The sequence below is a fragment of the Escherichia sp. HH091_1A genome (assembly GCF_030295175.1).
Taxonomy (GTDB): Bacteria; Pseudomonadota; Gammaproteobacteria; order Enterobacterales; family Enterobacteriaceae; genus Escherichia; species Escherichia coli_F.
The window spans coordinates 3,633,976-3,657,297 of record NZ_AP025747.1 but is presented as its reverse complement, the minus strand read 5'-3'; the positions used below and the strand labels follow the sequence as shown (position 1 = coordinate 3,657,297).

Below are 23,322 nucleotides of genomic sequence, written 5' to 3'. Positions count from 1 at the left end.
AAAGAAATCAGACCATGTTTGAAATTAATCCGGTAAATAATCGCATTCAGGACCTCACGGAACGCTCCGACGTTCTTAGGGGGTATCTTTGACTACGACGCCAAGAAAGAGCGTCTGGAAGAAGTAAACGCCGAGCTGGAACAGCCGGATGTCTGGAACGAACCCGAACGCGCACAGGCGCTGGGTAAAGAGCGTTCCTCCCTCGAAGCCGTTGTCGACACCCTCGACCAAATGAAACAGGGGCTGGAAGATGTTTCTGGTCTGCTGGAGCTGGCTGTAGAAGCTGACGACGAAGAAACCTTTAACGAAGCCGTTGCTGAACTCGACGCCCTGGAAGAAAAACTGGCGCAGCTTGAGTTCCGTCGTATGTTCTCTGGCGAATATGATAGCGCCGACTGCTACCTCGATATTCAGGCAGGTTCTGGCGGTACGGAAGCACAGGACTGGGCGAGCATGCTTGAGCGTATGTATCTGCGCTGGGCTGAATCGCGTGGTTTCAAAACTGAAATCATCGAAGAGTCGGAAGGTGAAGTGGCGGGTATTAAATCCGTGACTATCAAAATCTCCGGCGATTACGCTTACGGCTGGCTGCGTACAGAAACCGGCGTTCACCGCCTGGTGCGCAAGAGCCCGTTTGACTCCGGCGGTCGTCGCCACACGTCGTTCAGCTCCGCGTTTGTTTACCCGGAAGTCGATGATGATATCGATATCGAAATCAATCCGGCGGATCTGCGCATTGACGTTTATCGCGCGTCCGGCGCGGGCGGTCAGCACGTTAACCGTACCGAATCTGCGGTGCGTATTACTCACATCCCGACCGGGATTGTGACCCAATGCCAGAACGACCGTTCCCAGCACAAGAACAAAGACCAGGCCATGAAGCAGATGAAAGCGAAGCTTTATGAACTGGAGATGCAGAAGAAAAATGCCGAGAAACAGGCGATGGAAGATAACAAATCTGACATCGGCTGGGGCAGCCAGATTCGTTCTTATGTCCTTGATGACTCCCGCATTAAAGATCTGCGTACCGGGGTAGAAACTCGTAACACGCAGGCAGTGCTGGACGGCAGCCTGGATCAATTTATCGAAGCAAGTTTGAAAGCAGGGTTATGAGGAACCAACATGTCTGAACAACACGCACAGGGCGCTGACGCGGTAGTCGATCTTAACAATGAACTGAAAACGCGTCGTGAGAAGCTGGCGAACCTGCGTGAGCAGGGGATTGCCTTCCCGAACGATTTCCGTCGCGATCATACCTCTGACCAATTGCACGCAGAATTCGACGGCAAAGAAAACGAAGAACTGGAAGCGCTGAACATCGAAGTTGCCGTTGCTGGCCGCATGATGACCCGTCGTATTATGGGTAAAGCCTCCTTCGTTACTCTGCAGGACGTTGGCGGCCGCATTCAGCTGTACGTTGCCCGTGACGATTTACCGGAAGGCGTTTACAACGATCAATTCAAAAAATGGGATCTCGGCGATATCCTCGGCGCGAAAGGTAAACTGTTCAAAACCAAAACTGGCGAACTGTCGATCCATTGCACCGAGCTGCGTCTGCTGACCAAAGCACTGCGTCCGCTGCCGGACAAATTCCACGGTTTGCAGGATCAGGAAGCGCGCTATCGTCAGCGTTATCTGGATCTCATTTCTAACGATGAATCCCGCAACACCTTTAAAGTGCGTTCGCAGATCCTCTCTGGCATTCGCCAGTTCATGGTGAATCGTGGCTTTATGGAAGTTGAAACGCCGATGATGCAGGTGATCCCAGGCGGCGCGGCGGCGCGTCCGTTTATCACCCATCACAATGCGCTGGATCTCGACATGTACCTGCGTATCGCGCCGGAACTGTACCTCAAGCGTCTGGTAGTTGGTGGCTTCGAGCGTGTATTCGAAATCAACCGTAACTTCCGTAACGAAGGTATCTCCGTACGTCATAACCCAGAGTTCACCATGATGGAACTCTATATGGCTTACGCGGATTACAAAGATCTGATCGAGCTGACCGAATCGCTGTTCCGTACTCTGGCACAGGATATTCTCGGTAAGACGGAAGTGACCTACGGCGACGTAACGCTGGACTTCGGTAAACCGTTCGAAAAACTGACCATGCGTGAAGCGATCAAGAAATATCGCCCGGAAACCGACATGGCGGATCTGGACAACTTCGACTCTGCGAAAGCGATTGCTGAATCTATCGGCATCCACGTTGAGAAGAGCTGGGGTCTGGGCCGTATCGTTACCGAGATCTTCGAAGAAGTGGCAGAAGCACATCTGATCCAGCCGACCTTCATTACTGAATATCCGGCAGAAGTTTCTCCGCTGGCGCGTCGTAATGACGTTAACCCGGAAATCACTGACCGCTTTGAGTTCTTCATTGGTGGTCGTGAAATCGGTAACGGTTTTAGCGAGCTGAATGACGCGGAAGATCAGGCGCAGCGCTTCCTGGATCAGGTTGCCGCGAAAGACGCAGGCGACGACGAAGCGATGTTCTACGACGAAGATTACGTCACCGCACTGGAACACGGCTTACCGCCGACAGCAGGTCTGGGAATTGGTATCGACCGTATGGTAATGCTGTTCACCAACAGCCATACCATCCGTGACGTTATTCTGTTCCCGGCGATGCGTCCGGTGAAATAAGCATTACGTTATGCTCACAACCCCGGCAAATGTCGGGGTTTTTTATTTAAGCTGGGTAAATGCAGATAATCGTTTTCTGGCTTCGCGATTTGTCGCCTGCATCACCATCCACGGACTGAACGCCCACGGCGTGGCATCAATACCGCGTAAAACCGCTGCTAAATCACACCATTGATAATCCATCACTTCATCATCGTTGATCTGTAACGCACTGGTCGTGCGTGCGGCAAATACCGGACATACTTCATTTTCTACAATGCCATTCGGATCGGTGGCGCGGTAGCGAAAGTCAGAATAGATAGATTCAGGAGGCGTAATTTCCACGCCAAGCTCATAACGGCAACGGCGGATCACCGCGTCTTCGTTGCTTTCTCCCAGTTGTGGGTGCCCACAAACCGAGTTAGTCCACACGCCCGGCCATGCTTTTTTGCTAAGGGCGCGGCGGGTAACTAATAATTGCCCTTTGGCATTAAACAGCCAGCAGGAGAACGCGAGATGTAAGAGAGTGTCTGCCGTGTGTGCGGCATACTTTTCCAGCGTACCCGTGGGAACTCCCTGTGCATTCAATAAAATGACGTGTTCCGTTTGCATAATTTCTCACATGTAATTCTAATCACTCATCATTATAGATAATTGAAGAGTGAAATGATTAACCAAGTGAGCGTTTATCGACAACCGCCCGTTTTGAGCGGATGTCGACAGGTAAAACCATTTAAAAAAGCAGCATCATATATTTGAAGCGACTTTCAATGGCCATTGCAACACAGTCAGAAATGACAGGAATAGAGAGAGTAAAAAGCAACAACAGACTGAATATAGCGCGCATTAAAAGATTCATATTATTCTCCATGCTCATTTTTCTTCAGCTTGCGCATCAGAAGCCACATACGTACTGTCCTGACTTTTAAATCTTTATCAGAGACGGATTCCTTCACCAGATCAGCATGATGCTGATAGCCATTAAAGAAGACGTTCAGCACAACGGCGCTAAGGGTTGCGAGCATAATGCCGCTATGCAGCAACGGTTGCAGTACGGCCGGTAACTTAGAAAAGAAATCGTGAGAGAGCGTCGGAGTCATGCCAACGCCGAGACTGATCGCCACAATATAGAGGTTGTAACGGTTAGTGGTGTAGTTACAGCGCGACAGAATTCGAATCCCCGTCGCCAGTACCATGCCGAACATCACCAGCCCTGCGCCGCCAAGCACAAATTGCGGAATCGAGGCTACCAGCACCGCCATTTTGGGCACCATGCCAAACATGATTAATATGATCCCCGAAGAAATACACACCCAGCGACTATGAACGCGAGTCACGCTAACCAGGCCAACGTTTTGAGAAAATGACGTGTGGGGGAAGCTGTTAAACGTTCCGCCTATCATTGTCCCTACACCATCGACACGCAGCCCGCGAATAATATCGTGCGAAGAGAGTTTACGACCGACTATTTCACCCAGTGCCAGGAACATCCCCATCGACTCGATAAACACGATGATTAACACAGCGGTCATGGTTAGAATAGAAACGGGGTCAAATACCGGCATACCAAACGACATTGGGGTGACAATCGCAAACCACGAAGCATCATGTAGCCCGGACAAATTGACTTCATTCATCATCCACGAAAGTAAAAAGCCAAATACAATCCCCAGTAATACGGCGACGTTGGACATAAATCCTTTCGCATAGCGAGTAATGAGCAAGATAAAAATTAAGACGGCAAAGGAGATACCTAAATAAATGGGATTACCATATTGCGGATTCCCTTTACCTCCAGCGGCCCAGTCAATACCGACCTGAATAATGCTAAGCCCGATAGAAGTAATAACCACACCGGTAACCAGTGGCGGGAATAAAGGCATTAAGCGACCGATAAGTGGTGCTAATAATGTGGTGATAAATCCCGCGGCGATAGTGGCACCAAATATCCCCAGCAGGCCGATATCCGGGTTCATGCCAATGGCTATCATTGGTGTTACAGCAGCAAAGGTTACCGACATAATCACCGGCAGACGGATCCCCATAAAGCGGCCGATACCGATACATTGTAATAATGTGACGATCCCGCAGCAAAAGAGATCCGAGCTAATGAGCATCGCAATAGCTTCTTTTGAGAGGCCCAGTCGGTCACCAATCATAAGAGGAACAGCGACTGCACCTGCGTACATTACAAGGACGTGTTGCAGACCGAGTATGATCAGCTTTCCTGGTGATAATATGCGGTCAACCTCATCAGTTGGGCGGTCTTGCCCTGAAGATGAGGGAAGTTGGGAATCTATGGCGCTCATCAGTGTTTCTCCTTTCGCCCGCCAGAGTAAAAAGCAACCGTTTACGTTATTGAAACTGTCTAAACATATGCTCGTGGAGTGCCAGTTTTTGCGAGGAAGGGGAGTTAGAGACAGGAATTGCGGAGGCAATCACATAATCGTGGTTAAACCACGAAAATGAGAAGAGAACCTGACAATGGAATTATCTGTAATTTTCTCATATTGATATTTCATTAATCATTCTGGCATGCCGCACTCTCGCATTTAATCGTTTTTATCTGGATAGCGCTCTTTTGGTCGGCAATGTTGAAATAATGAAAGCGGCACAGATTGAGGGGCAATAATTTGAACTCAGTCGCAAAATTATAATTAAAACGGTCATGCTACCTAATATATGCCCGTTTATTGCATCGCGAACTTTGAGAAGACATAACTCATTAAATGAAAGGGATGCAAATGAATAAGTTTATCGCTGCTGAAGCTGCGGAATGTATAGGCTGTCATGCTTGTGAAATTGCCTGTGCGGTGGCACATTGAACCGCCCCGGAAATCCTGGAGACTAAACTCCCTGAGAAAGAGGTAAACAGGATGACTAAAAATACTCGTTTTTCCCCCGAAGTCCGTCAGCGGGCGATTCGTATGGTTCTGGAAAGTCAGGATGAATATGACTCACAGTGGGCGGCAATTTGTTCCATTGCCCCAAAGATTGGCTGTACGCCGGAGACTCTGCGTGTCTGGGTTCGCCAGCATGAGCGGGATACCGGGGGCGGTGATGGTGGGCTCACCAGCGCTGAACGTCAGCGTCTGAAAGAGCTGGAACGTGAAAATCGTGAACTGCGCCGCAGTAACGATATCCTTCGCCAGGCTTCCGCTTATTTTGCGAAGGCGGAGTTCGACCGCCTCTGGAAAAAATGATGCCACTGCTGGATAAGCTGCGTGAGCAGTACGGGGTCGGACCGGTATGCAGCGAACTGCATATTGCCCCGTCAACGTATTACCATTGTCAGCAACAGCGACATCATCCGGATAAACGCAGTGCCCGTGCGCAGCACGATGACTGGCTGAAGAGAGAGATACAGCGCGTATACGATGAAAATCATCAGGTGTACGGTGTGCGTAAAGTCTGGCGTCAGTTGTTACGGGAAGGAATCAGGGTGGCCAGATGTACAGTGGCGCGCCTCATGGCGGTTATGGGACTTGCCGGTGTTCTCCGGGGTAAAAAGGTCCGCACTACCGTCAGCCGGAAAACCGTTGCCACAGGTGACCGCGTAAACCGTCAGTTCGTGGCAGAACGTCCTGACCAGCTGTGGGTGGCTGATTTTACTTACGTCAGCACATGGCAGGGCTTCGTCTATGTGGCGTTTATCATTGATGTGTTTGCCGGATACATCGTGGGGTGGCGGGTCTCATCGTCTATGGAAACGACATTCGTGCTGGATGCGCTGGAGCAGGCGTTGTGGGCCCGTCGTCCGTCTGGCACCATCCATCACAGCGATAAAGGCTCTCAGTATGTGTCACTGGCCTATACGGAGCGACTAAAAGAAGCCGGATTACTGGCATCAACAGGGAGTACAGGCGACTCGTATGACAACGCGATGGCTGAGAGCATCAATGGTCTTTACAAAGCGGAGGTAATACACCGTAAGAGCTGGAAAAACCGTGCAGAAGTGGAACTGGCCACACTAACGTGGGTGGACTGGTATAACAATCGACGATTGCTGGGAAGGCTGGGCCATACTCCTCCGGCAGAAGCAGAAAAAGCTTATTATGCTTCCATCGGAAACAATGATCTGGCAGCCTGAGTTCACAGATAAAACACTCTCCAGGAAACCCGGGGCGGTTCACATAATCAAGAAAACTGGCCGCTGAGTCACACTGACTTTCGACCGCGTATCCACGTTGTAGGGAAAGGCCAGGCTGCGAATCCGGTGGCCTGTCATCACTGCAACAATGCTCCTTGCGTTACGGCTTGTCCGGTTAATGCTCTGACTTTCCAGCCCGATAGCGTACAACTGGACGAGCAAAAATGTATTGGTTGTAAAAGATGCGCAATCGCTTGCCCCTTTGGCGTCGTTGAGATGGTCGATACGATTGCGCAGAAATGCGACCTTTGTAATCAGCGCAGTTCCGGCACGCAAGCCTGTATTGACGTATGCCCAACACAGGCGTTACGGCTGATGGACGATAAAGGGTTGCAGCAGATAAAGGTGGCCCGCCAGCGCAAAACGGCAGCAGGAAAAGCGTCATCAGACGCTCAGCCATCTCGCAGTGCAGCGTTGCTCCCCGTTAACTCGCGTAAAGGCGCAGATAAAATTTCAGCGAGTGAACGGAAAACCCACTTTGGCGAAATTTATTGCGGGCTGGATCCACAACAAGCGACTTATGAGAGTGACCGCTGTGTTTATTGCGCCGAAAAAGCTAACTGCAACTGGCATTGCCCGCTGCATAACGCTATTCCGGATTACATCCGTCTGGTGCAGGAAGGAAAGATTATTGAAGCGGCAGAACTTTGCCACCAGACCAGTTCCTTACCAGAAATCTGCGGCAGGGTATGTCCACAGGACCGTCTTTGTGAAGGCGCATGTACTTTGAAAGATCACTCTGGCGCAGTCTCTATCGGGAATCTGGAACGCTACATCACCGATACTGCGTTGGCGATGGGCTGGCGTCCCGATGTCAGCATGGTGGTTCCCCGTATCGAAAAAGTGGCGGTGATTGGCGCTGGGCCTGCAGGATTAGGGTGTGCTGATATCCTGGCGCGCGCGGGAGTTCAGGTTGATGTCTTTGATCGCCATCCAGAAATTGGCGGTATGCTGACTTTTGGCATTCCTCCTTTCAAACTCGATAAAACAGTCTTAAGCCAGCGGCGTGAGATATTCACCGCAATGGGAATCGACTTTCATCTCAACTGTGAGATTGGCCGCGATATTACCTTTAGCGATTTAACTTCTGAATATGATGCCGTTTTCATCGGCGTGGGGACTTACGGGATGATGCGAGCAGATCTGCCGCATGAAGATGCGCCCGGTGTCATTCAGGCTCTACCGTTCCTGACTGCCCATACCCGCCAGCTCATGGGGTTGCCGGAGTCTGAAGAGTATCCGCTGACGGATGTGGAAGGTAAGCGAGTCGTGGTATTGGGCGGTGGCGATACGACCATGGATTGTTTGCGGACTTCCATCCGCCTCAATGCCGCCAGCGTGACCTGCGCGTATCGTCGTGATGAAGTCAGTATGCCGGGCTCGCGTAAAGAGGTGGTCAATGCGCGCGAGGAAGGTGTCGAGTTTCAGTTCAATGTTCAGCCGCAATATATCGCTTGTGACGAAAATGGGCATTTAACTGCGGTGGGCCTTATTCGTACCGCTATGGGGGAGCCGGGGCCGGATGGACGCCGTCGTCCTCGTCCGGTAGCGGGTTCAGAGTTTGAGCTGCCTGCCGATGTTCTGATTATGGCCTTTGGTTTCCAGGCGCATGCCATGCCGTGGTTGCAAGGCAGCGGAATTAAGCTCGATAAATGGGGCCTGATTCAAACCGGGGACGTCGGGTATTTACCCACCCAGACGCATCTGAAAAAAGTCTTTGCTGGTGGGGATGCAGTTCATGGCGCGGATCTGGTTGTCACTGCAATGGCCGCAGGAAGGCAGGCGGCGCGCGATATGTTAACTCTGTTTGATACGAAGGCATCGTGATGAAATCGTTAATTATCGTTAATCCGGCTGACTGTATTGGCTGCCGTACTTGTGAAGTGGCCTGTGTGGTCGCTCACCCTTCAGAACAGGAGTTGAATGCCGATGTCTTTTTGCCTCGGCTGAAGGTACAGCGACTGGACAGCATCAGTGCGCCGGTGATGTGCCATCAGTGTGAAAACGCCCCTTGTGTTGGCGCTTGCCCCGTGGGAGCGCTGACGATGGGCGAGCAGGTGGTGCAGGCCAATTCTGCCCGTTGTATTGGCTGTCAGAGTTGCGTCAGTGCGTGCCCGTTTGGGATGATAACCATTCAGTCGTTGCCGGGGGATACCCGGCAACAAATTGTGAAATGCGATCTCTGTGAACAGCGGGAAGAGGGGCCTGCCTGCGTTGAATCTTGCCCGACACAGGCGCTGCAGTTGCTTACTGAAAGAGAACTCAGGCGAGTCCGCCAGCAGCGTATTGTTGCCAGCGGTGAGAATCCTCTCTGAAAGAATTCTCCGCGCTGAAAGGCGCGGAGAATCTATTAGATAGCCCATCCACCCGCGTAAAATGCGACCAGTGCGGCAGTAATGATTACCGTACCAATATTCAGCTTTTGCCATTCGCGTGCAAAGACGCGGCCTACGACCAGTGTCACAAAGCCCAGCATAATACCGGTAACGATATTACAAGTCAGAACGATAAACACGGCACACACCAGGCCAGCCATTGCGTCAATAAAATCGTTGAAATCCAGCTTCGAGACGTTACTTAACATCAGCAAACCTACGTACATCAGAGCGGGTGCAGTGGCGTAACCAGGGATCAAAAATGACAGTGGTGATAAAAACAGAATCAACAGGAATAACGCCCCCACTACGGTTGCGGTCAACCCTGTTTTACCCCCGGCGGCGGTTCCTGCCGCTGATTCGATATAAACCGCTGCGGGCGCAGCACCCACCAGGCCGGAGAATATTGAACTTACTGAGTCACTGGTCAGGGCTTTACCGCCGTTGATGATCTGGTTGTCTTTATCTAACAAATTCGCCTGACCGGCGACGGCACGGATGGTACCGGTGGCGTCGAACACTGCGGTCATCACCAATGCCAGTACACTCGGAAGTACAGTTGGCTGGAGTGCCCCCATAATATCGAGGCTGAAAATCAGAGACTTACCATCTTCGCCAGTCAGACTGGGCATCGCCACCAGACCGTGGTACTTCACCGCTGGATCAAAGATTAAGCCGATGATCGAAATTGCAATAATCACCAACAAGATCCCGCCAGGTACGCGGCACTTTTCCAGACCGAAGATGACCGCCAGACCCAGTAAGCTCATCATCACCGGGAAGGAGGTAAACGCACCGAGCGCCACCGGCAAGCCTTCAATCGGGTTTTTGATAACCATTCCCACACCGTTAGCAGCAATCAGCAGCAGAAACAGGCCGATACCGATACCTGTGCCGTGAGCGATACCCATCGGTAAATTACGTAATATCCAGGTTCGCACACCGGTTACAGAAATGGCGGTGAAGATGACGCCCATCAGAAAGACCGCACCCAGTGCGACAGGAACGCTAATTTGTTGCCCGAGTACCAGACTGAATGCGGTAAATGCCGTTAAGGAAATAGCGCAACCAATCGCCATTGGCAAGTTGGCCCACAAGCCCATCAGCAACGAGCCGAAGCCCGCGACCAGACAGGTGGCAACAAACACAGCTGCGGGAGGAAAACCTGCTTTGCCCAGCATTCCCGGAACGACGATAACGGAATAAACCATGGCCAGAAAGGTCGTTAAGCCAGCCAGTACTTCCTGACGAACGGTACTGCCACGAGCGGTAATTTTAAAATAATTATCCAGCGCGCCTTGTGGCTTTGGTGCGTCCGGTGTTTGTAGGATGTCTCCAGACATAATGATGTCCTCACGAGGATGTTAAAGTTTTATTATTAGTTGCGTTCGTACACCAGACGACCATCAACGTAGGTGCGGTAGATCGAACGGTCATCGCCCAACGTCATCATCACGAACAATTTGTCGACTAAAGAAACAGAGTTGTCATAGCGCAGCTGCTGTAGCGGGGTGGCGGTGGGTTCCATCACCACGAAATCAGCCTCTTTGCCAGGTAAAAAGTTGCCAATCAAATCGTCAAGGCCCAGAGATTTCGCCCCGCCGAGCGTGGCAAGGTAAAACGCTTCATATGCCGAGAGGCGATAGCCTTGTAATTGCAACACTTTGTAGGCTTCGTTCAGCGTTTGCAGCATGTTGAAAGTTGTTCCTGCGCCAATGTCAGTCCCCATGCCCACTTTGACTTTCTTCTGCCATGCTTTTTTCAAGTTGAATAAGCCACTGCCGAGGTAAAGGTTGGAGGTAGGACAGAAAGCAATGCTGGATTTGGTTTCGCTGAGACGATCCCACTCTTTCTCTTCGAGATGGACGCAGTGAGCAAAGACACAATTTTTACCTGTCAGACCGTACTGATGGTAAACATCCAGATAACCATCATGGTCAGGATAAAGCGATTTGACCCAGGCAATTTCATCTTTATTTTCACAAAGATGGGTATGTACCCATGTGTCGGGATACTCTTCTTTCAGGCGTTGCGCCATCGCCATCTGTTCAGGAGATGAGGTTGGGGCGAAGCGTGGCGTAATCGCATACAACAGACGACCATTTTTGTGCCAGCGTTCGATCAGTTCTTTGCTTTGGTGATAGCTGCTTTCGGCAGTGTCGAGCAGATAATCCGGTGCGTTGCGGTCCATCATCACCTTACCGGCAATCATACGCATATTGATATGACTGGCGGCTTCAAACAGCGCATCAACGGATTGCGGATGAACGGTACCAAACACCAACGCTGTGGTGGTTCCGTTACGTAAAAGCTGCTTGATGAAGAACGCCGACATTTCGCGGGCGTACTCTAAATCCTCATAACGACGTTCAGTAGGGAAGGTGTGTTTATTCAACCACTCCAACAATTGTTCACCATAGGCCCCAACCATTTCACTTTGCGGATAATGGATATGTGTATCGACAAAGCCCGGTACTACCAGTTTGCCGCGATAGTCGCGCACGCGAATGGTGTCAGGAATTTGATGCTTTCCGTCTTCCCATTCGCCAAACCATTCCACTTTTCCCTGTTTAATGAGTAATAAACCATCCTCAATAAACCGCAGCGCAGAGGCAATCTCTTCCGGGTTATCGACCGTACGGGTGACATCAATAAAACTGCCTCGTACCGCTTTTAACGTGTGTTCTCCTGACATCATTGACTCCTTTACTGTTAATCCATCTCTTCCGCTGAGGTAATACCAGGCAGAACGTTTTCCTGTCGGTAGCCACCAGGGAGGATAATATTTAATAAAATCGCAGTTAACCCACCAGCACAAATAGGGTTTTCAACTAATACATAAATAGAGGCTGGCAATATTTTAAAAATTTCCGGATCGTAGGAGACGCCAAGCCCTAAACCTAAAGAAGTGGCGACAATAAGTGTTTCACGGCGCTTTAATCCGTTGGTGATGATGATGCGAATCCCAGCGATGGCAATCATGGAAAACATCAACGTCATTGCGCCTCCCAGAACAGCCGAGGGAATGGTCGTGAAGAAGCCGCCAATCATCGGAAACAAGCCGAGAATAACCAACATGACCGCGATGGTTCGCCCGACATAACGAGAAGCGACACCGGTCATCTGAATAACCCCATTATTTTGCGCAAACGTGGTTAACGGTAATGAACCGACAGCGGAAGCGATAACCGAAACCAGGCCATCTGCCAGTACGCCGCCTTTCAGACGCGACTGATACTCTTCTCCCTGGATGGGGCGGCGGGAAACCATTGCCGTGGCGGTGATATCGCCGACAGCTTCCAGCACGCTAAGCAAATAAATCGTGCCGACCACCAGGAACTGATGGAAGCTGAAACTAAACCCGTATTTGAACGGATGCGGGATGGTGATTAACGGCAAATTGCGCATACTGCTGAAATCCACCATGCCCAGGCATAACGATGCGATATAACCGACACATAGCCCAATGGCAATCCCTCCCATGCGTAGTAACGGACTGCGGCAGCAGTTAAAGCCGATCACCACAATCAAAACCAATAAACCAACGCCGAGATGTTCGTAATTGCCGAACGTACCGCTGCTTTTGGCAGCAAATCCTCCACCAAAATCGATAATGCCGACTTTAATCAGGCTTAAGCCGATCATCAGCACCACAATGCCGCTAACGGTAGGTGTAATAACCCGACGTAAATAGGGCAGGATAAAAGAAGAGCCGACAACCAGAAATGCGCCAACGAAGGAGACGCCGAGAAGCGACGACATGATTAACTCTTCGTGAAAACCATCGCTTTTCATGCTGCTGCCCAGCGCAATCATGACTGTAACAAATGAAAAATTGACTGACTGAATTGAGAGTAGGCCAGAACCGACGATGCCATAGCGGTTTACCTGTAACCAGGTACCAATACCAGAGGCGATCATCGCCATAGAAACAAGATAGGCGGTTGTTTCAGCGGAAAGCTGTAAGGCCGCACCCACGATTAACGCAGGGGTTACCATCGGAACGAAAATTGCCAACAGATGGGTAATGGCACCAACGAGAGCCTGATGAAAGGGAGGGCGATCCTCCAGTTCAAATATAAGGTCAGAACCTGCATGGTTTATATCAGACATCCCTTCACTCCTTTTAAAGTAAATTTGATCATCTGAATCAGTAAAATAAATTCCCACGAATTTGGGGCGCAGGACGCCTTGAGAACGGCTTATCTCATTTTCGCAGTCACTATTTAGTCATCGTTCAAACAGAGAAACAGGCCGCCGAAGCGGCCATTTATTATTTATATTTTTTCCAGCGCGGTGAGTATTTTCTCCGGTGTGAAATGCCATTCGCGTAACCAGATGCCGCAGGCATCGTGAATTGCGGTAGCAATCGCCGGAGCTGCGCCATTTACACCGATTTCTGAGATTGATTTCGCCCCGAATGGGCCGACTTTATCGTCGCTCGGCACCAGCACAGCGCGGAAATCACGCGGAATGTCACCAATTTTCGGTGCGCCGTAACTGCGTAAATCACGCGTTAACGGGTGGCCTTCGGCGTCATAAATGATTTCTTCGCTCATACTGTGCCCGATAGCACGCAGGGTGGCTCCGTAGATTTGTCCCAACGCTAACTCTGGATTGACCGGTGTACCACAGTCCAGCAAGGCATAGAATTTATCCAGGCGGATTTCACCCGTACGTGTGTTGACGGCAACTTCAGCAAAGTTTGCGCCATACGGGAAGGCGAAATCAGGCGTGATATAACTGGCAGTTCCCACCAGTGAACCAAAACCGGTGCCGGTTTCGCCTTTATGGGCAATATCCCCGAAACTAACTTCGCCTTTCTTGCCGCGCACGACGCCCGGCGTTGCTAGTTGAACATCTGCCACTGGCTCACCCAACATTTGCGCGCCGTGGAACAGAATTTTATCCCGCAGATTTTCCGCTGCCAAACGCGCCGCGTTACCTGAGAAGCAAGTACCGGACGAGGCATATGCGCCTTTATCAAACAACGCATGATCGGTATCACCGGAGATAACATGCACGTCCTGCGGTGGGCAGTGCAGCACTTCTGCTGCCAGTTTCGTCACAACCGTATCCAGACCAGTACCAATATCCGCACCGCCAGAATGAACGATAAAGGTACCGTCTGATTCCAGTTTGATCATGCAGTTAGCCTGATCGATATCCGGGATCCCTGATTTCTGCATGATAATGGCGACGCCACGACCGATGTGCCAGTCACCGTTTTGTGGTTTTGGTGAAGACCATTGGATCATCTCGCGACCCTGACGCAGGATCTCTTCCAGTGCGCAGCTGGCGGCGGAAGGAACGGAGGTCGGCGCTTTACCTTCACCGATTGCACCGAGAATTTTCAGCTCTTGCCCTTCGTGTACCCGGTTACGTTCGATAATTTCCAGTTGGTCGATCTGTAACTGTTCAGCCAGTTCCGCTAATGCCATGGTGATAGCGAAGTTACCTTTCGGTGCGCCATAACCCTGATAAGCACCATTTGGGCAAATGTTGCTGTAGTAGGTGGTGACCTGGAAATCGACGTTATCGCACGGATATAACGGCAGCGACAGCGCCGGTCCGTTACACGGTACGGTGAGTGAGTGGTTGCCGTAAGGGCCTGTGTTGGCGCGGAAATCCATCTTCACAGCCGTCAGGCGACCATCTTTCTTTGCCCCCAGTTTGACGGTGACTTTCGCGACGTGACGAGAGGTGTTAGCAATAAACTCTTCTTCACGGGTGTAGCGGAACAGTACCGGACGCCCGGTCACGCAGGTTGCCCAGGCGCACACTTCTTCCAGCAGGATGTCCTGTTTAGACCCAAAACCGCCGCCAACTCGCTCTTTAATGACATGAACTTTATGTTGTTTCATGCCCACGAGGCGCGCGACCTGGCGGCGTAAGTGCCATGGTACCTGGGTGGAGGCGTGGATAACCAGACGATCGCCGTCCATACGGGTAAAGCAGATATGAGTTTCAGTCGGGCACTGCTGCGCCTGCGTTGAGTTATAGGTTCGCTCAATGATCACATCGGCATCGGCAAAGCCTTTGTCCATATCGCCAATATGACCATGAATACTGGCGGCGATATTTTTACGGGGGCGAGAACCGATCGGGAAGTTGATAATCATATGCTCGCCGCGCTGGGCTGCATGGCTGTTATCGTCTTCCAGAGTATCTGGCGCACCAGCAACATACACCACCGGTTCATCGTGCACGACAGGCGCATCTTCCGCCATTGCTTCGTCGATCGACATTACAGGTTTAAGCACTTCATATTCAACGTCGATGAGCTTCAGTGCTTCGAGCGCAATTTCTTCACTTTCTGCGACGACCGCAGCAACGCGATCGCCGACGTGACGCATTTTCTTGCCGAACATACGGCGGTCAAGCGGTGACGGTTCCGGTGCGCTCTGACCACCCGGGGTGTAGTAGATATCCGGGCAATTCAGATGAGTAATAACGTGAACGACGCCTGGTAAGGCTTCAGCTTTGCTGACATCCAGGTGAGTAATCAGTGCGTGAGCGTGAGGGCTACGTAACATTTTAATGACGCAGGCGTCAGCCGTTACGCGGTCTTCAACATAGCAGGGTTTCGCCTGCACCATTTTTGCGGCATCAGTTTTAGGATAATGCTTACCAATGACTTCAAGGTCGTCACGGAAAGTCGGAGCGATATCAATGGTGGCCTGCGGGTTATTTTTACGTGCAATCGCCAGTTCAATGACCTGATAGTATTGTTGCCAGCCAGCATCGCGGCTAAACAGACCTGAGAGTGCGTCGTCGATCTCTTCGCGGGTCGGTGCGTCGATACGCTCGAGAAGATCGGTGATAATCAGAGCCGCAGCTGGATCGTTATAACCAGACTGCACCACGCCAACATCAACCATGGCCTGTTGAACCAGACTTAACTCATTCCATTTTCCCAGAGATTCTGCGGTACGAATATCTGCCTTCTCTAACTGTGCGGCAATAAGCAAGGACGCGTTAACGATATTACCGTTAAAGATTATTGCGTCAGAACCGGCAAACCCGAAGCCATCATCACTGTTGCGTACAGAGTGCATTCCCATGTTAAACAACAGCTTTTGCACGTTTTCGCCTGGATTAACGGTTAGCTCCTGAGGCGCGCCATTTAAAGTAAAGTGGATGATCATACGGCTTCCTCCCCAGCCTGTTGGCAGTCGGCATAAAGGTCGGCTACCAGAACTCCCGTGATATAGCGTTTATAGGCCACGCTGCCCCGCAAATCTTCCTGCGGGAAAATGGCGTTGGCGACAGCCTGTTCAAGGGCATCGCCTTCCAGGTTTTGTTTTTCAACATCGTGCAGACGCAGTGCTTTACTGGCCACGCCATCCAACGCAATTCGCATACCGTCGTGATCGGTTAACGCAACGGCTGCCGTTACTACCGTTAACCCAGCCTGAGAACGGCTAATTTTGCGAGTCGCACAGGTGCGATACGGATCTTTAATGATGATTTCGGTTAGCAGGCGATCGCATGGGCAGGCCAGGTACTCCTCAATTGACAGAGTTTCACCGTTGCCAAAAACCAGTTCGGCATCCAGTGCCAGCAGGACGGGAAGCAGCACCGACTCTTCCTGCCGGGCGGCGATTTCACCACCAATGGTCGACTGATTACGAATATGGCGAGAGTAGACAAAGCCGAGAGCCTCACGCAGTGCTGCAGGAATAAACCGTGCATCACGCAGTGTTTGCAAGCGAGACATCGCGCCAATCCGCAATGCACCGTTATCCCAGTCAACCCAGTCCAGTTCCAGATCCTGTAAGGATATGGCAATCTTTTTATCGGTACGGGTTGGTGTGGCGTTGAGTTTACTGCCTCCGGCAAACCAGACAGCTTCATCCTGATAGCGGCGCTTCAGTTCCAGCGCCTGTTCGACAGAGTCGGGCCTGAAAAATTGTTCAATCATCTTCTTTCCTTATTTAACCCTCTTCCTTTAAGGAAGAGGGTATCTGTCATTTATGCCAGCGCATCCATCCGACGCCACATAGCAGCGGCGGCTTTTTGGGCTTGCGCATAAATGGAATCGCAATCGAAGTTAAACTGACGGTCTTCATAGACCATAACGCCGTTGACCATCACGCTGTGGACGCTGCCTGAACCCATGCCGAAAGCGATATGTCCAGCGATATTGTCTGCCAGCAGCGGCGTCGGCGAGTTGTAATCGCAAATGGTTAAATCGGCTTTGTAACCGGCTTCCAGAAGGCCAAATTTCGCGCCAAAATTGCGGCTCATCAGTTCGTTGCCGTTAGCCAGTGCTTTGGCAAAACTGTCAGGCCACAGCGGACCACCCGCATCGCGATGTTTAAAGAAGGCAAATTTCATCTCTTCAAACATATCTGAACCAATACCGTCCGTACCCAACGCCAGATTGCGGATGTCGCAAAGATGATGGTTGTAGCCGACATGGTTGTTCATGTTTGAACGGGCGTTATGCACCAGGAATGCATCACGCTGATTGAGCAACGCGATGTCGTCTTTAGACAGATAAAGCCCATGAGCGACCAGCGTTTTGCTGTCGATGAGATCGAATTGCGCTAATCGTGCCAGCAGATCTTTGCCGTACCAGTGATGACTATGGGAAACATCGTAAAGGTCTTCCGCAGCGTGAATATGTAAACCACGGCCTGTGGCTTTCACGGCCTCACGCAGCATTTCCAGACCGGCATCCGGCACGGTAAACGGCGCGTGAGCACCGATATGTGCTTCCACCAGATACGGCTCGGTTGCTGCTTTCTTCGCCTCATCAATCTGACGGGCGAAGCGGACGTTTTCTTCTACACCTTCCTGTAACTCTTTGATGCCGTTGTTACGGTCAGTGGTTTCAAAACAGGTCATCGCACGCAGGCCAACTTTTAAAAATGCGTTGCGCAATGTGGAGAGCGACCCGCTGATATACGCCGGAGAGGCATGGTGATCGATAACAGATGTACAGCCGCTCTTAATCGCTTCCAGTGAACAAATCAGCCCGCTGTAATAGAGCGACTCTTCATCAAGGGCGCGATCGAGCCGCCACCAGAGATTTTTCAGCGTTGAAATGAAATCCGGGCAGGGGGCGATGTTTGCCATAATTCCACGGGAAAGCCCCGAGTAAAAATGGTTGTGCGAGCAGACAATTCCCGGCATCACAATCCGACCATGCATCTCTTTGTAGTTGGCATCGGGGTAGCGTTGCGTCAGCGCATCGCCGATAGCGACAATCACATCATTTTCGATGGCGATATCAACGCCTTCCTGCACTTTCGCCGGGTGTAACTGCACTGCGGTGACATTCTTCAGAATCAACATGATTACACCTCCACGCGGCCCAGCAGATAATGATGATGCTGGTGGACATGGCTAATGATGCGGCACATATCGTTCAGCTCCGGTGGTACGTTGTTGAACTGACCTTCGCTGTCGATGTTTAACACCCAGCTTTGGTTATTCAGACGTACTCGTACCCGGCAATCTTCCACAAGGAAGCCTGGGTTGCTGCTGTTATCAAAGTCTTGCGACAGGCTGAAGACGGTGATTTTGTCTTTGTACGGTTTACCGTTCCACGGACAGAACTGAGCGCAGTTGCCGCATTCGTTACAGTAAGCGTCGAGGTGCAGCGTCTGGAAACGGTTCTGGAAGCCAGGGACCGCAATGGATACGTTGGCGCGGTTCGGGCAGACATCCACACACTTGCTGCAAACGTAGTTACATTCAAGGCAGCGTGCGGCTTCCTGGGCGACAAACGCGTCACGATCGTCGCTATCCACCAGGGTGATAGAGATATCGCCTTTGCGTTGATAGATTTCCGCCGGATTAACGTTGTTCCAGTATTTATCGTTCTGGTGGGAACGGATATTTTCCCGACTAAGGATGGCATCGGTCGCCCGACGCGCGGTTCCGACAGCAGCGACAATGGAGGATGGTCCGCGCTGTACGTCGCCGATCATAAAGACGTCAGTCAGACGAGTTTCGCCATTATGGTCGACGTCTGGCCAGCCGTTTTTGTCCAGCGGCACGCCCATCGCATTCAGGGCTTCAGTATCCTGCTGTTCACCAATGGCGGTGATCAGGCTGTCTACATGCAGTGTTACTGTTTCGTTGGTTTCAACCGGACGGCGACGACCTTTCTCATCAGGTTCGCCAAGCGACATAACGCGCAAGGTTAAGGTGCCATCAGCATCGAAACGTTCCGGATTATTCAGGAAACGGAACTCCACGCCGTCGTGCAACGCTTCTTCATACTCTTCGCGCCATGCTGGCATCTCTTGCAGTGAACGACGATAAACGACCGTTGCTTTTTCTACGCCTGGAACGCGTAACGCCGCACGAGCGCAGTCCATTGCGGTGTTACCCGCCCCGACAACGACCACATGCTTGCCCAGCTTGAGCGTAGTGCCTTTGTTGTATTCACGCAGGAAGGGGAGTGATTTCCACACATTTTGGTTGTCGCCCGCCAGTTTCACACCGCTATTTTTATCAGTGCCGGTGGCAATCAGAACATAGTGAAAGCCCTGATTTTTTAACTGTTCAACGGTCAGATCGGGTGAGCAACCATACTCAAATTTCACGCCGTGAGCGGCAACAAAATCGATATCGTGCTGAATTAACTCTGCAGGAATACGGAACTGAGGAATGATATTTTTCACCACGCCGCCCGCATTGGCTTCGCGTTCAAACAGCGTAACCGGATGGCCCGCTCTGGCAAGGAAGTAACCTGCTGCCAGACCCGCCGGACCTGCACCAATCACGGCAACCGGATGGCGTGAACCAGAACCGGCTGGTTTGTGCCAGCGTTGCTTATATTCATCCCAACCTTTTTCCAGCGCGACTTTTTTCAGTTCGCGGATATTCAGCGCACTGTCGTAATCCAGGCGGGTACAGTTGTATTGGCACTGGTGATCGCAAATATGACCGGTAATGGCGGGCAGGGCGTTGCGTTGGTAGATGAGTTCCAGTGCGTCGGCATAGCGGTGTTCGCCAAGCAGACGGATGTATTCTGGAATATCCTGTTTAATGGCGCAAGCAGTAACGCACGGTGCAACGTAGCAGTCGGTCAGCGGCAGGTCTTCTGCCACTTCAATACGCTCTTCTGGCTTCCAATGTTTCTGAGTGTATTCCATGGTTAACGCGTCTGCTGCCAGTTTGTTCAGTCGTTCGACGTCAACATGGTCAAGCCCCCAGGCGTCGGAGCCTTCCAGCTCGCGCATGCAGGCACTTAAGCGCAGATAGCCGCCAGGTTTCAGCAGGTCGGTTGCCATAGTAATAGGGCGAATACCAGTATCAAAAATATCGCGGATAGTCAGCTGACTGGCACCACCGGAATAAGAAATGGGCAGTTTGCCGTCAAAGGCGCGAGAGAGAACTGCTGCAACATTGATGGAGAGCGGGAACAGCGCACGGCCTGACATATACATCTCTTCACCAGGCAGTGCGCCTTTATTGTTGATGGTGCCGAGAGTGTTAGTCAGTTTTACGCCAAAGCCGAGTGATTTTTCTTTTGCCAGTACCATCAGGCGTTCCAGCATTTCCAGCGCTTGCGTCAGCTTGAGGTCGTGATCAAATGACTCTTCTTTTAAGCCTATGTAACCGAAACCGCAGGCATCGAGGATCTCACGAACACGCGCGTACCCCAGTAAGGTCGGGTTGAGTTTCACAAAGGTATTGAGCCCTTTTTCTTCCAGCATGTAGCGGCAAATGGCTTCGATTTCATGCGGAGGACAGCCGTGCATCGTGGAGAGGGTAACGCCTTGTACCATGCTGGTGGGGATGCGTGCCGGTAAGGCCTGCAAGCATTCGCGTTTTTCCTGTAAGCCGTGGCGGGCTAAAAATGCGTCATCCTGGAGCAGGTTATTAAGCGTATCGCGGTATTGAGCGAATTTCGGATGGTCAGATGCGTCCATCATATTGTCGATGAACTGTTGCATCGGCGGTTGCTTAATACCTTCGAGGTTGTAACCGACGCTCATATTAAAGATGAACGATTTACCGGAATCAGAAGGCTGGAACATCGCTTCGAGAAGGTGCAGGGCAAACCAGGCTTTGAGGTATTCATCCCAGGCTTTAAGCAGGGTAAATTCGGTAGACCATTCGGTGTTAAAGCACTCGTCTTCAGCGTCAATACAGGGCTTTTCCAGTTCCAGGCGGTCAAGAATTTGGACAGTTTTTAGTTCGATGAAGCGTCCGCCAGTCAGCCAGGATGTGACAATATTTTGCGCGAGCTGCGTGTGCGGACCAGCGGCAGGGCCGACGGGAGTGGCACAGGTTTCACCGAAGACGCTAACAGTTTTACCTTTTACGGGTGAGTAAAACTGTTGCTCGGGAATACCAAAGATTGAGCGTTGTTGTTGGTATTCATCAAATATGCGCGTCAAAAGTTCCTCAAACGGAATGGGACGCATAATATCCCCCATAACCCTCTCCTTAGCTTATACAGATATCATTGAGTGACCGGTGTTGAGAAATCCGGTGGTTTAGGGGGATAGAGCAACAATCGCACCACTCTTGCCAGGTTTGGCGGGAAATATAAAAAAATGTGAGGCGGCTCGAAACTTAAGGGCTTTTTGTGAATGAACTCACAGGTGCCAAATGAGAATTAAAATCACTCCTGGAAATTATTATTACCAGCCCATTTATCACTTTTTCTCTTTTCTCAAAATCAGTGATTCCTTATCATAATGATAAAGCAGGCTGGATGGTTTAAATATTTGAACGCAAACGTTTAACTACGTTTTCTAAATTTCAGTATACCTTTTTTGCGCTGTAATAAAGTCGTCCGGAGTATCAATATCTAAAATTATTTCTGCATTCTCTATTTCGACGGAATAATGTTCTCCCATAAGGAGTGCCTGACGCATATTGGTGACATTGGGTCGCTGGGTTGCCTGCATCAGGCATGGCTTTGACACTAAAATCGGATGGCCGGGGATACCTTTATGGAGTGGCAGTATTGCGCCATCATTACGTAACGACCAGATTTTTCTAAAAATATCGATGGTGAGGGTTGGCATGTCACCGTGGGTGAGAAAACAATGTTCGGTTTGTACCGCGGGTACTGCGGCCTTTACTGATGTCAGTAAACCCTGCGCATAATTTGGGTTGTGGATAATAGTGATATTACTCTGGTTCGCATAACGTTCGTGCAGTTCATTACCACGATAGCCGGTGACTAAAATAATTCGGCTACAAAACTGCAACGCATTTTTGATACTTGCATCAAGAATTGTTCCCTGTTGCCAGGGTAACATCATTTTCCATTGCCCCATTCTTGATGATAATCCGGCGGCGGTAATTATACAGTCGATGGCTGACATAGTGGTTCCATTATTTATAGGGGCTAATAACGCCTGATAATTGCGTTACTTCCTGATGGATTAAGTTGGGGATAATTTATCCCAGAGAGGTCATAAAGACTCGTGAAAAGTATAGTTGACCCATCGGCATTATTCATTGATTTAGGCGCGCAGAAACGCCCCACTGTGATTTCTGTTGTTGGGGCTGGGGGGAAAACCAGCTTGCTTTTTTGGCTGGCAGAACTGCTCCAGGCTAGCGGCAGGCGTGTGTTAATCACTACGACGACACATATGTTTATGCCAACGTCTCACTGGCCCGTGGTTTTCTGTCGTGATCCCGCCATGCTTCCTCATGCGTCTCTTACATCCCCCATTTCATTTTGTTTTCACAGCTGGAAAGCGAACCAGGGAAAAGTGCAGGGATTTATGCCAGAAGCGATTGATGCACTGGTGCAACGACCAGAGTGTGACGTAATTCTCATTGAGGCAGATGGCTCGCGTGGAATGCCGTTAAAAGCGCCTGATGAGCACGAACCTTGCATACCCAAAAGCAGTTGCTGCGTGATTGCTGTGATGGGAGGACATATTTTGGGTGCGAAAGTGAGCACAGAAAATGTCCATCGCTGGTCGCAGTTTGCTGATATTACCGGGTTAACACCTGATGCAACCTTGCAACTGAGCGATCTCGTTGCGCTGGTTCGCCACCCTCAGGGCGCATTTAAAAACGTACCGCAAGGTTGTCGGCGAGTCTGGTTCATTAACCGTTTTTCTCAATGTGAGAATGCGATTGCGCAAAGCGAGCTCCTTCAACCGCTGCAACAACACGACGTAGAGGCAATCTGGCTGGGCGATATACAAGAACATCCTGCAATCGCGCGCAGATTTGTGAATTAGC

General features: G+C 50.8%; 17 protein-coding genes, 1 pseudogene and 1 other annotated feature. Of the genes and pseudogenes, 7 read left to right on the top strand and 11 right to left on the bottom strand.

Annotation, left to right across the window (positions count from 1 at the left end; all coding sequences use genetic code 11):
• Window positions 1-14: 14 nt before the first annotated feature.
• Together prfB and lysS are read left to right on the top strand one after the other, a co-directional pair.
• Window positions 15-1,113, top strand: a protein-coding gene (prfB, locus tag QUF14_RS18390) for a peptide chain release factor 2 (protein ID WP_001701073.1) whose coding sequence is annotated in 2 segments (ribosomal slippage) — window positions 15-89 and window positions 91-1,113 — 1,098 coding nt in all. Because the reading frame shifts where the segments join, the coding sequence is not laid out codon by codon here.
• Between the two features lie 9 nt (window positions 1,114-1,122).
• A complete protein-coding gene (gene lysS / locus QUF14_RS18385; protein WP_000003061.1) occupies window positions 1,123-2,640 on the top strand; it encodes a lysine--tRNA ligase in 1,518 nt (505 codons plus the stop codon).
• A gap of 42 nt (window positions 2,641-2,682) precedes the next feature.
• On the opposite strand, the gene idi is transcribed toward lysS, so the two are convergent.
• Complete coding sequence (gene idi, locus QUF14_RS18380) at window positions 2,683-3,231, bottom strand: isopentenyl-diphosphate Delta-isomerase (protein ID WP_001192783.1); 549 nt, start codon at window positions 3,229-3,231, stop codon at window positions 2,683-2,685.
• A 54-nt stretch (window positions 3,232-3,285) separates the two neighbouring features.
• On the opposite strand from idi, the gene QUF14_RS18375 reads away from it, so the two are divergent.
• Window positions 3,286-3,378 (top strand): hypothetical protein, encoded by a 93-nt coding sequence (locus QUF14_RS18375; RefSeq protein WP_223344823.1) that lies wholly within the window; start codon window positions 3,286-3,288, stop codon window positions 3,376-3,378.
• Here QUF14_RS18375 and yqfG read toward each other — a convergent pair.
• Both yqfG and uacT read right to left on the bottom strand, forming a co-directional pair.
• A complete protein-coding gene (gene yqfG / locus QUF14_RS18370; protein WP_001050745.1) occupies window positions 3,353-3,478 on the bottom strand; it encodes a protein YqfG in 126 nt (41 codons plus the stop codon). The genes QUF14_RS18375 and yqfG overlap by 26 nt on opposite strands.
• Window position 3,479: 1 nt before the next feature.
• Complete coding sequence (gene uacT, locus QUF14_RS18365; RefSeq protein ID WP_024211973.1) at window positions 3,480-4,928, bottom strand: urate/proton symporter UacT; 1,449 nt, start codon at window positions 4,926-4,928, stop codon at window positions 3,480-3,482.
• 567 nt (window positions 4,929-5,495) lie between these two features.
• Between uacT and QUF14_RS18360 the strand changes: the two genes are divergently transcribed.
• The 3 genes and pseudogenes from QUF14_RS18360 to QUF14_RS18350 all read left to right on the top strand — a co-directional run bounded on the left by QUF14_RS18360 (window position 5,496) and on the right by QUF14_RS18350 (window position 9,084).
• Window positions 5,496-6,709, top strand: a protein-coding gene (locus tag QUF14_RS18360) for an IS3 family transposase (protein ID WP_371829233.1) whose coding sequence is annotated in 2 segments (ribosomal slippage) — window positions 5,496-5,784 and window positions 5,784-6,709 — 1,215 coding nt in all. Because the reading frame shifts where the segments join, the coding sequence is not laid out codon by codon here.
• Window positions 5,777-5,893: a sequence feature (AL1L pseudoknot), on the top strand. (Overlaps the previous gene by 117 nt.)
• Before the next feature lie 39 nt (window positions 6,710-6,748).
• Window positions 6,749-8,596: pseudogene (ygfT, locus tag QUF14_RS18355) on the top strand (formate-dependent uric acid utilization protein YgfT); the annotation flags it as partial.
• Window positions 8,596-9,084, top strand: coding sequence for a 4Fe-4S dicluster domain-containing protein (locus QUF14_RS18350; RefSeq protein WP_000838422.1), 489 nt, complete (start codon window positions 8,596-8,598; stop codon window positions 9,082-9,084). The pseudogene ygfT and the gene QUF14_RS18350, both read left to right, overlap by 1 nt.
• 35 nt (window positions 9,085-9,119) lie before the next feature.
• Here QUF14_RS18350 and ghxQ read toward each other — a convergent pair whose 3' ends face one another.
• The 8 genes from ghxQ to mocA all read right to left on the bottom strand — a co-directional run bounded on the left by ghxQ (window position 9,120) and on the right by mocA (window position 22,448).
• Window positions 9,120-10,487: a guanine/hypoxanthine transporter GhxQ gene (ghxQ, locus tag QUF14_RS18345; protein ID WP_000012163.1), complete on the bottom strand. Its 1,368-nt coding sequence runs from the start codon at window positions 10,485-10,487 to the stop codon at window positions 9,120-9,122.
• Between the two features lie 35 nt (window positions 10,488-10,522).
• Entirely contained in the window at window positions 10,523-11,839 is a 1,317-nt protein-coding gene (guaD, locus tag QUF14_RS18340; protein WP_001352959.1) for a guanine deaminase, read from the bottom strand.
• A gap of 17 nt (window positions 11,840-11,856) precedes the next feature.
• On the bottom strand, window positions 11,857-13,257 hold the full coding sequence (xanQ, locus tag QUF14_RS18335) for a xanthine/proton symporter XanQ (protein ID WP_001280192.1): 1,401 nt from the start codon (window positions 13,255-13,257) through the stop codon (window positions 11,857-11,859).
• A gap of 164 nt (window positions 13,258-13,421) precedes the next feature.
• Window positions 13,422-16,292 (bottom strand): molybdopterin-dependent oxidoreductase Mo/Fe-S-binding subunit, encoded by a 2,871-nt coding sequence (locus QUF14_RS18330; RefSeq protein ID WP_000583659.1) that lies wholly within the window; start codon window positions 16,290-16,292, stop codon window positions 13,422-13,424.
• A complete protein-coding gene (gene ygfM, locus QUF14_RS18325; protein ID WP_000572477.1) occupies window positions 16,289-17,068 on the bottom strand; it encodes a molybdopterin-dependent oxidoreductase FAD-binding subunit in 780 nt (259 codons plus the stop codon). The genes QUF14_RS18330 and ygfM overlap by 4 nt, the downstream gene beginning before the upstream one ends.
• A gap of 50 nt (window positions 17,069-17,118) precedes the next feature.
• Window positions 17,119-18,447, bottom strand: coding sequence for a putative aminohydrolase SsnA (gene ssnA, locus QUF14_RS18320; RefSeq protein ID WP_000906245.1), 1,329 nt, complete (start codon window positions 18,445-18,447; stop codon window positions 17,119-17,121).
• 2 nt (window positions 18,448-18,449) lie between these two features.
• Window positions 18,450-21,548 (bottom strand): putative selenate reductase subunit YgfK, encoded by a 3,099-nt coding sequence (gene ygfK / locus QUF14_RS18315; RefSeq protein WP_100733617.1) that lies wholly within the window; start codon window positions 21,546-21,548, stop codon window positions 18,450-18,452.
• A gap of 321 nt (window positions 21,549-21,869) precedes the next feature.
• Window positions 21,870-22,448, bottom strand: coding sequence for a molybdenum cofactor cytidylyltransferase (gene mocA, locus QUF14_RS18310; RefSeq protein ID WP_001272839.1), 579 nt, complete (start codon window positions 22,446-22,448; stop codon window positions 21,870-21,872).
• Between the two features lie 102 nt (window positions 22,449-22,550).
• On the opposite strand from mocA, the gene yqeC reads away from it, so the two are divergent.
• Window positions 22,551-23,321 (top strand): selenium cofactor biosynthesis protein YqeC, encoded by a 771-nt coding sequence (yqeC, locus tag QUF14_RS18305; protein WP_001604791.1) that lies wholly within the window; start codon window positions 22,551-22,553, stop codon window positions 23,319-23,321.
• Window position 23,322: the final 1 nt, after the last annotated feature.

Excerpts from the sequence above, each read along its gene's own strand:
- lysS (WP_000003061.1), top strand. The coding sequence starts at position 1,123 with ATGTCTGAACAACACGCACAGGGCGCTGACGCGGTAGTCGATCTTAAC.
- idi (WP_001192783.1), bottom strand. The coding sequence starts at position 3,231 with ATGCAAACGGAACACGTCATTTTATTGAATGCACAGGGAGTTCCCACG.
- QUF14_RS18375 (WP_223344823.1), top strand. The coding sequence starts at position 3,286 with ATGATTAACCAAGTGAGCGTTTATCGACAACCGCCCGTTTTGAGCGGA.
- yqfG (WP_001050745.1), bottom strand. The coding sequence starts at position 3,478 with ATGAATCTTTTAATGCGCGCTATATTCAGTCTGTTGTTGCTTTTTACT.
- uacT (WP_024211973.1), bottom strand. The coding sequence starts at position 4,928 with ATGAGCGCCATAGATTCCCAACTTCCCTCATCTTCAGGGCAAGACCGC.
- QUF14_RS18350 (WP_000838422.1), top strand. The coding sequence starts at position 8,596 with ATGAAATCGTTAATTATCGTTAATCCGGCTGACTGTATTGGCTGCCGT.
- ghxQ (WP_000012163.1), bottom strand. The coding sequence starts at position 10,487 with ATGTCTGGAGACATCCTACAAACACCGGACGCACCAAAGCCACAAGGC.
- guaD (WP_001352959.1), bottom strand. The coding sequence starts at position 11,839 with ATGTCAGGAGAACACACGTTAAAAGCGGTACGAGGCAGTTTTATTGAT.
- xanQ (WP_001280192.1), bottom strand. The coding sequence starts at position 13,257 with ATGTCTGATATAAACCATGCAGGTTCTGACCTTATATTTGAACTGGAG.
- QUF14_RS18330 (WP_000583659.1), bottom strand. The coding sequence starts at position 16,292 with ATGATCATCCACTTTACTTTAAATGGCGCGCCTCAGGAGCTAACCGTT.
- ygfM (WP_000572477.1), bottom strand. The coding sequence starts at position 17,068 with ATGATTGAACAATTTTTCAGGCCCGACTCTGTCGAACAGGCGCTGGAA.
- ssnA (WP_000906245.1), bottom strand. The coding sequence starts at position 18,447 with ATGTTGATTCTGAAGAATGTCACCGCAGTGCAGTTACACCCGGCGAAA.
- ygfK (WP_100733617.1), bottom strand. The coding sequence starts at position 21,548 with ATGGGGGATATTATGCGTCCCATTCCGTTTGAGGAACTTTTGACGCGC.
- mocA (WP_001272839.1), bottom strand. The coding sequence starts at position 22,448 with ATGTCAGCCATCGACTGTATAATTACCGCCGCCGGATTATCATCAAGA.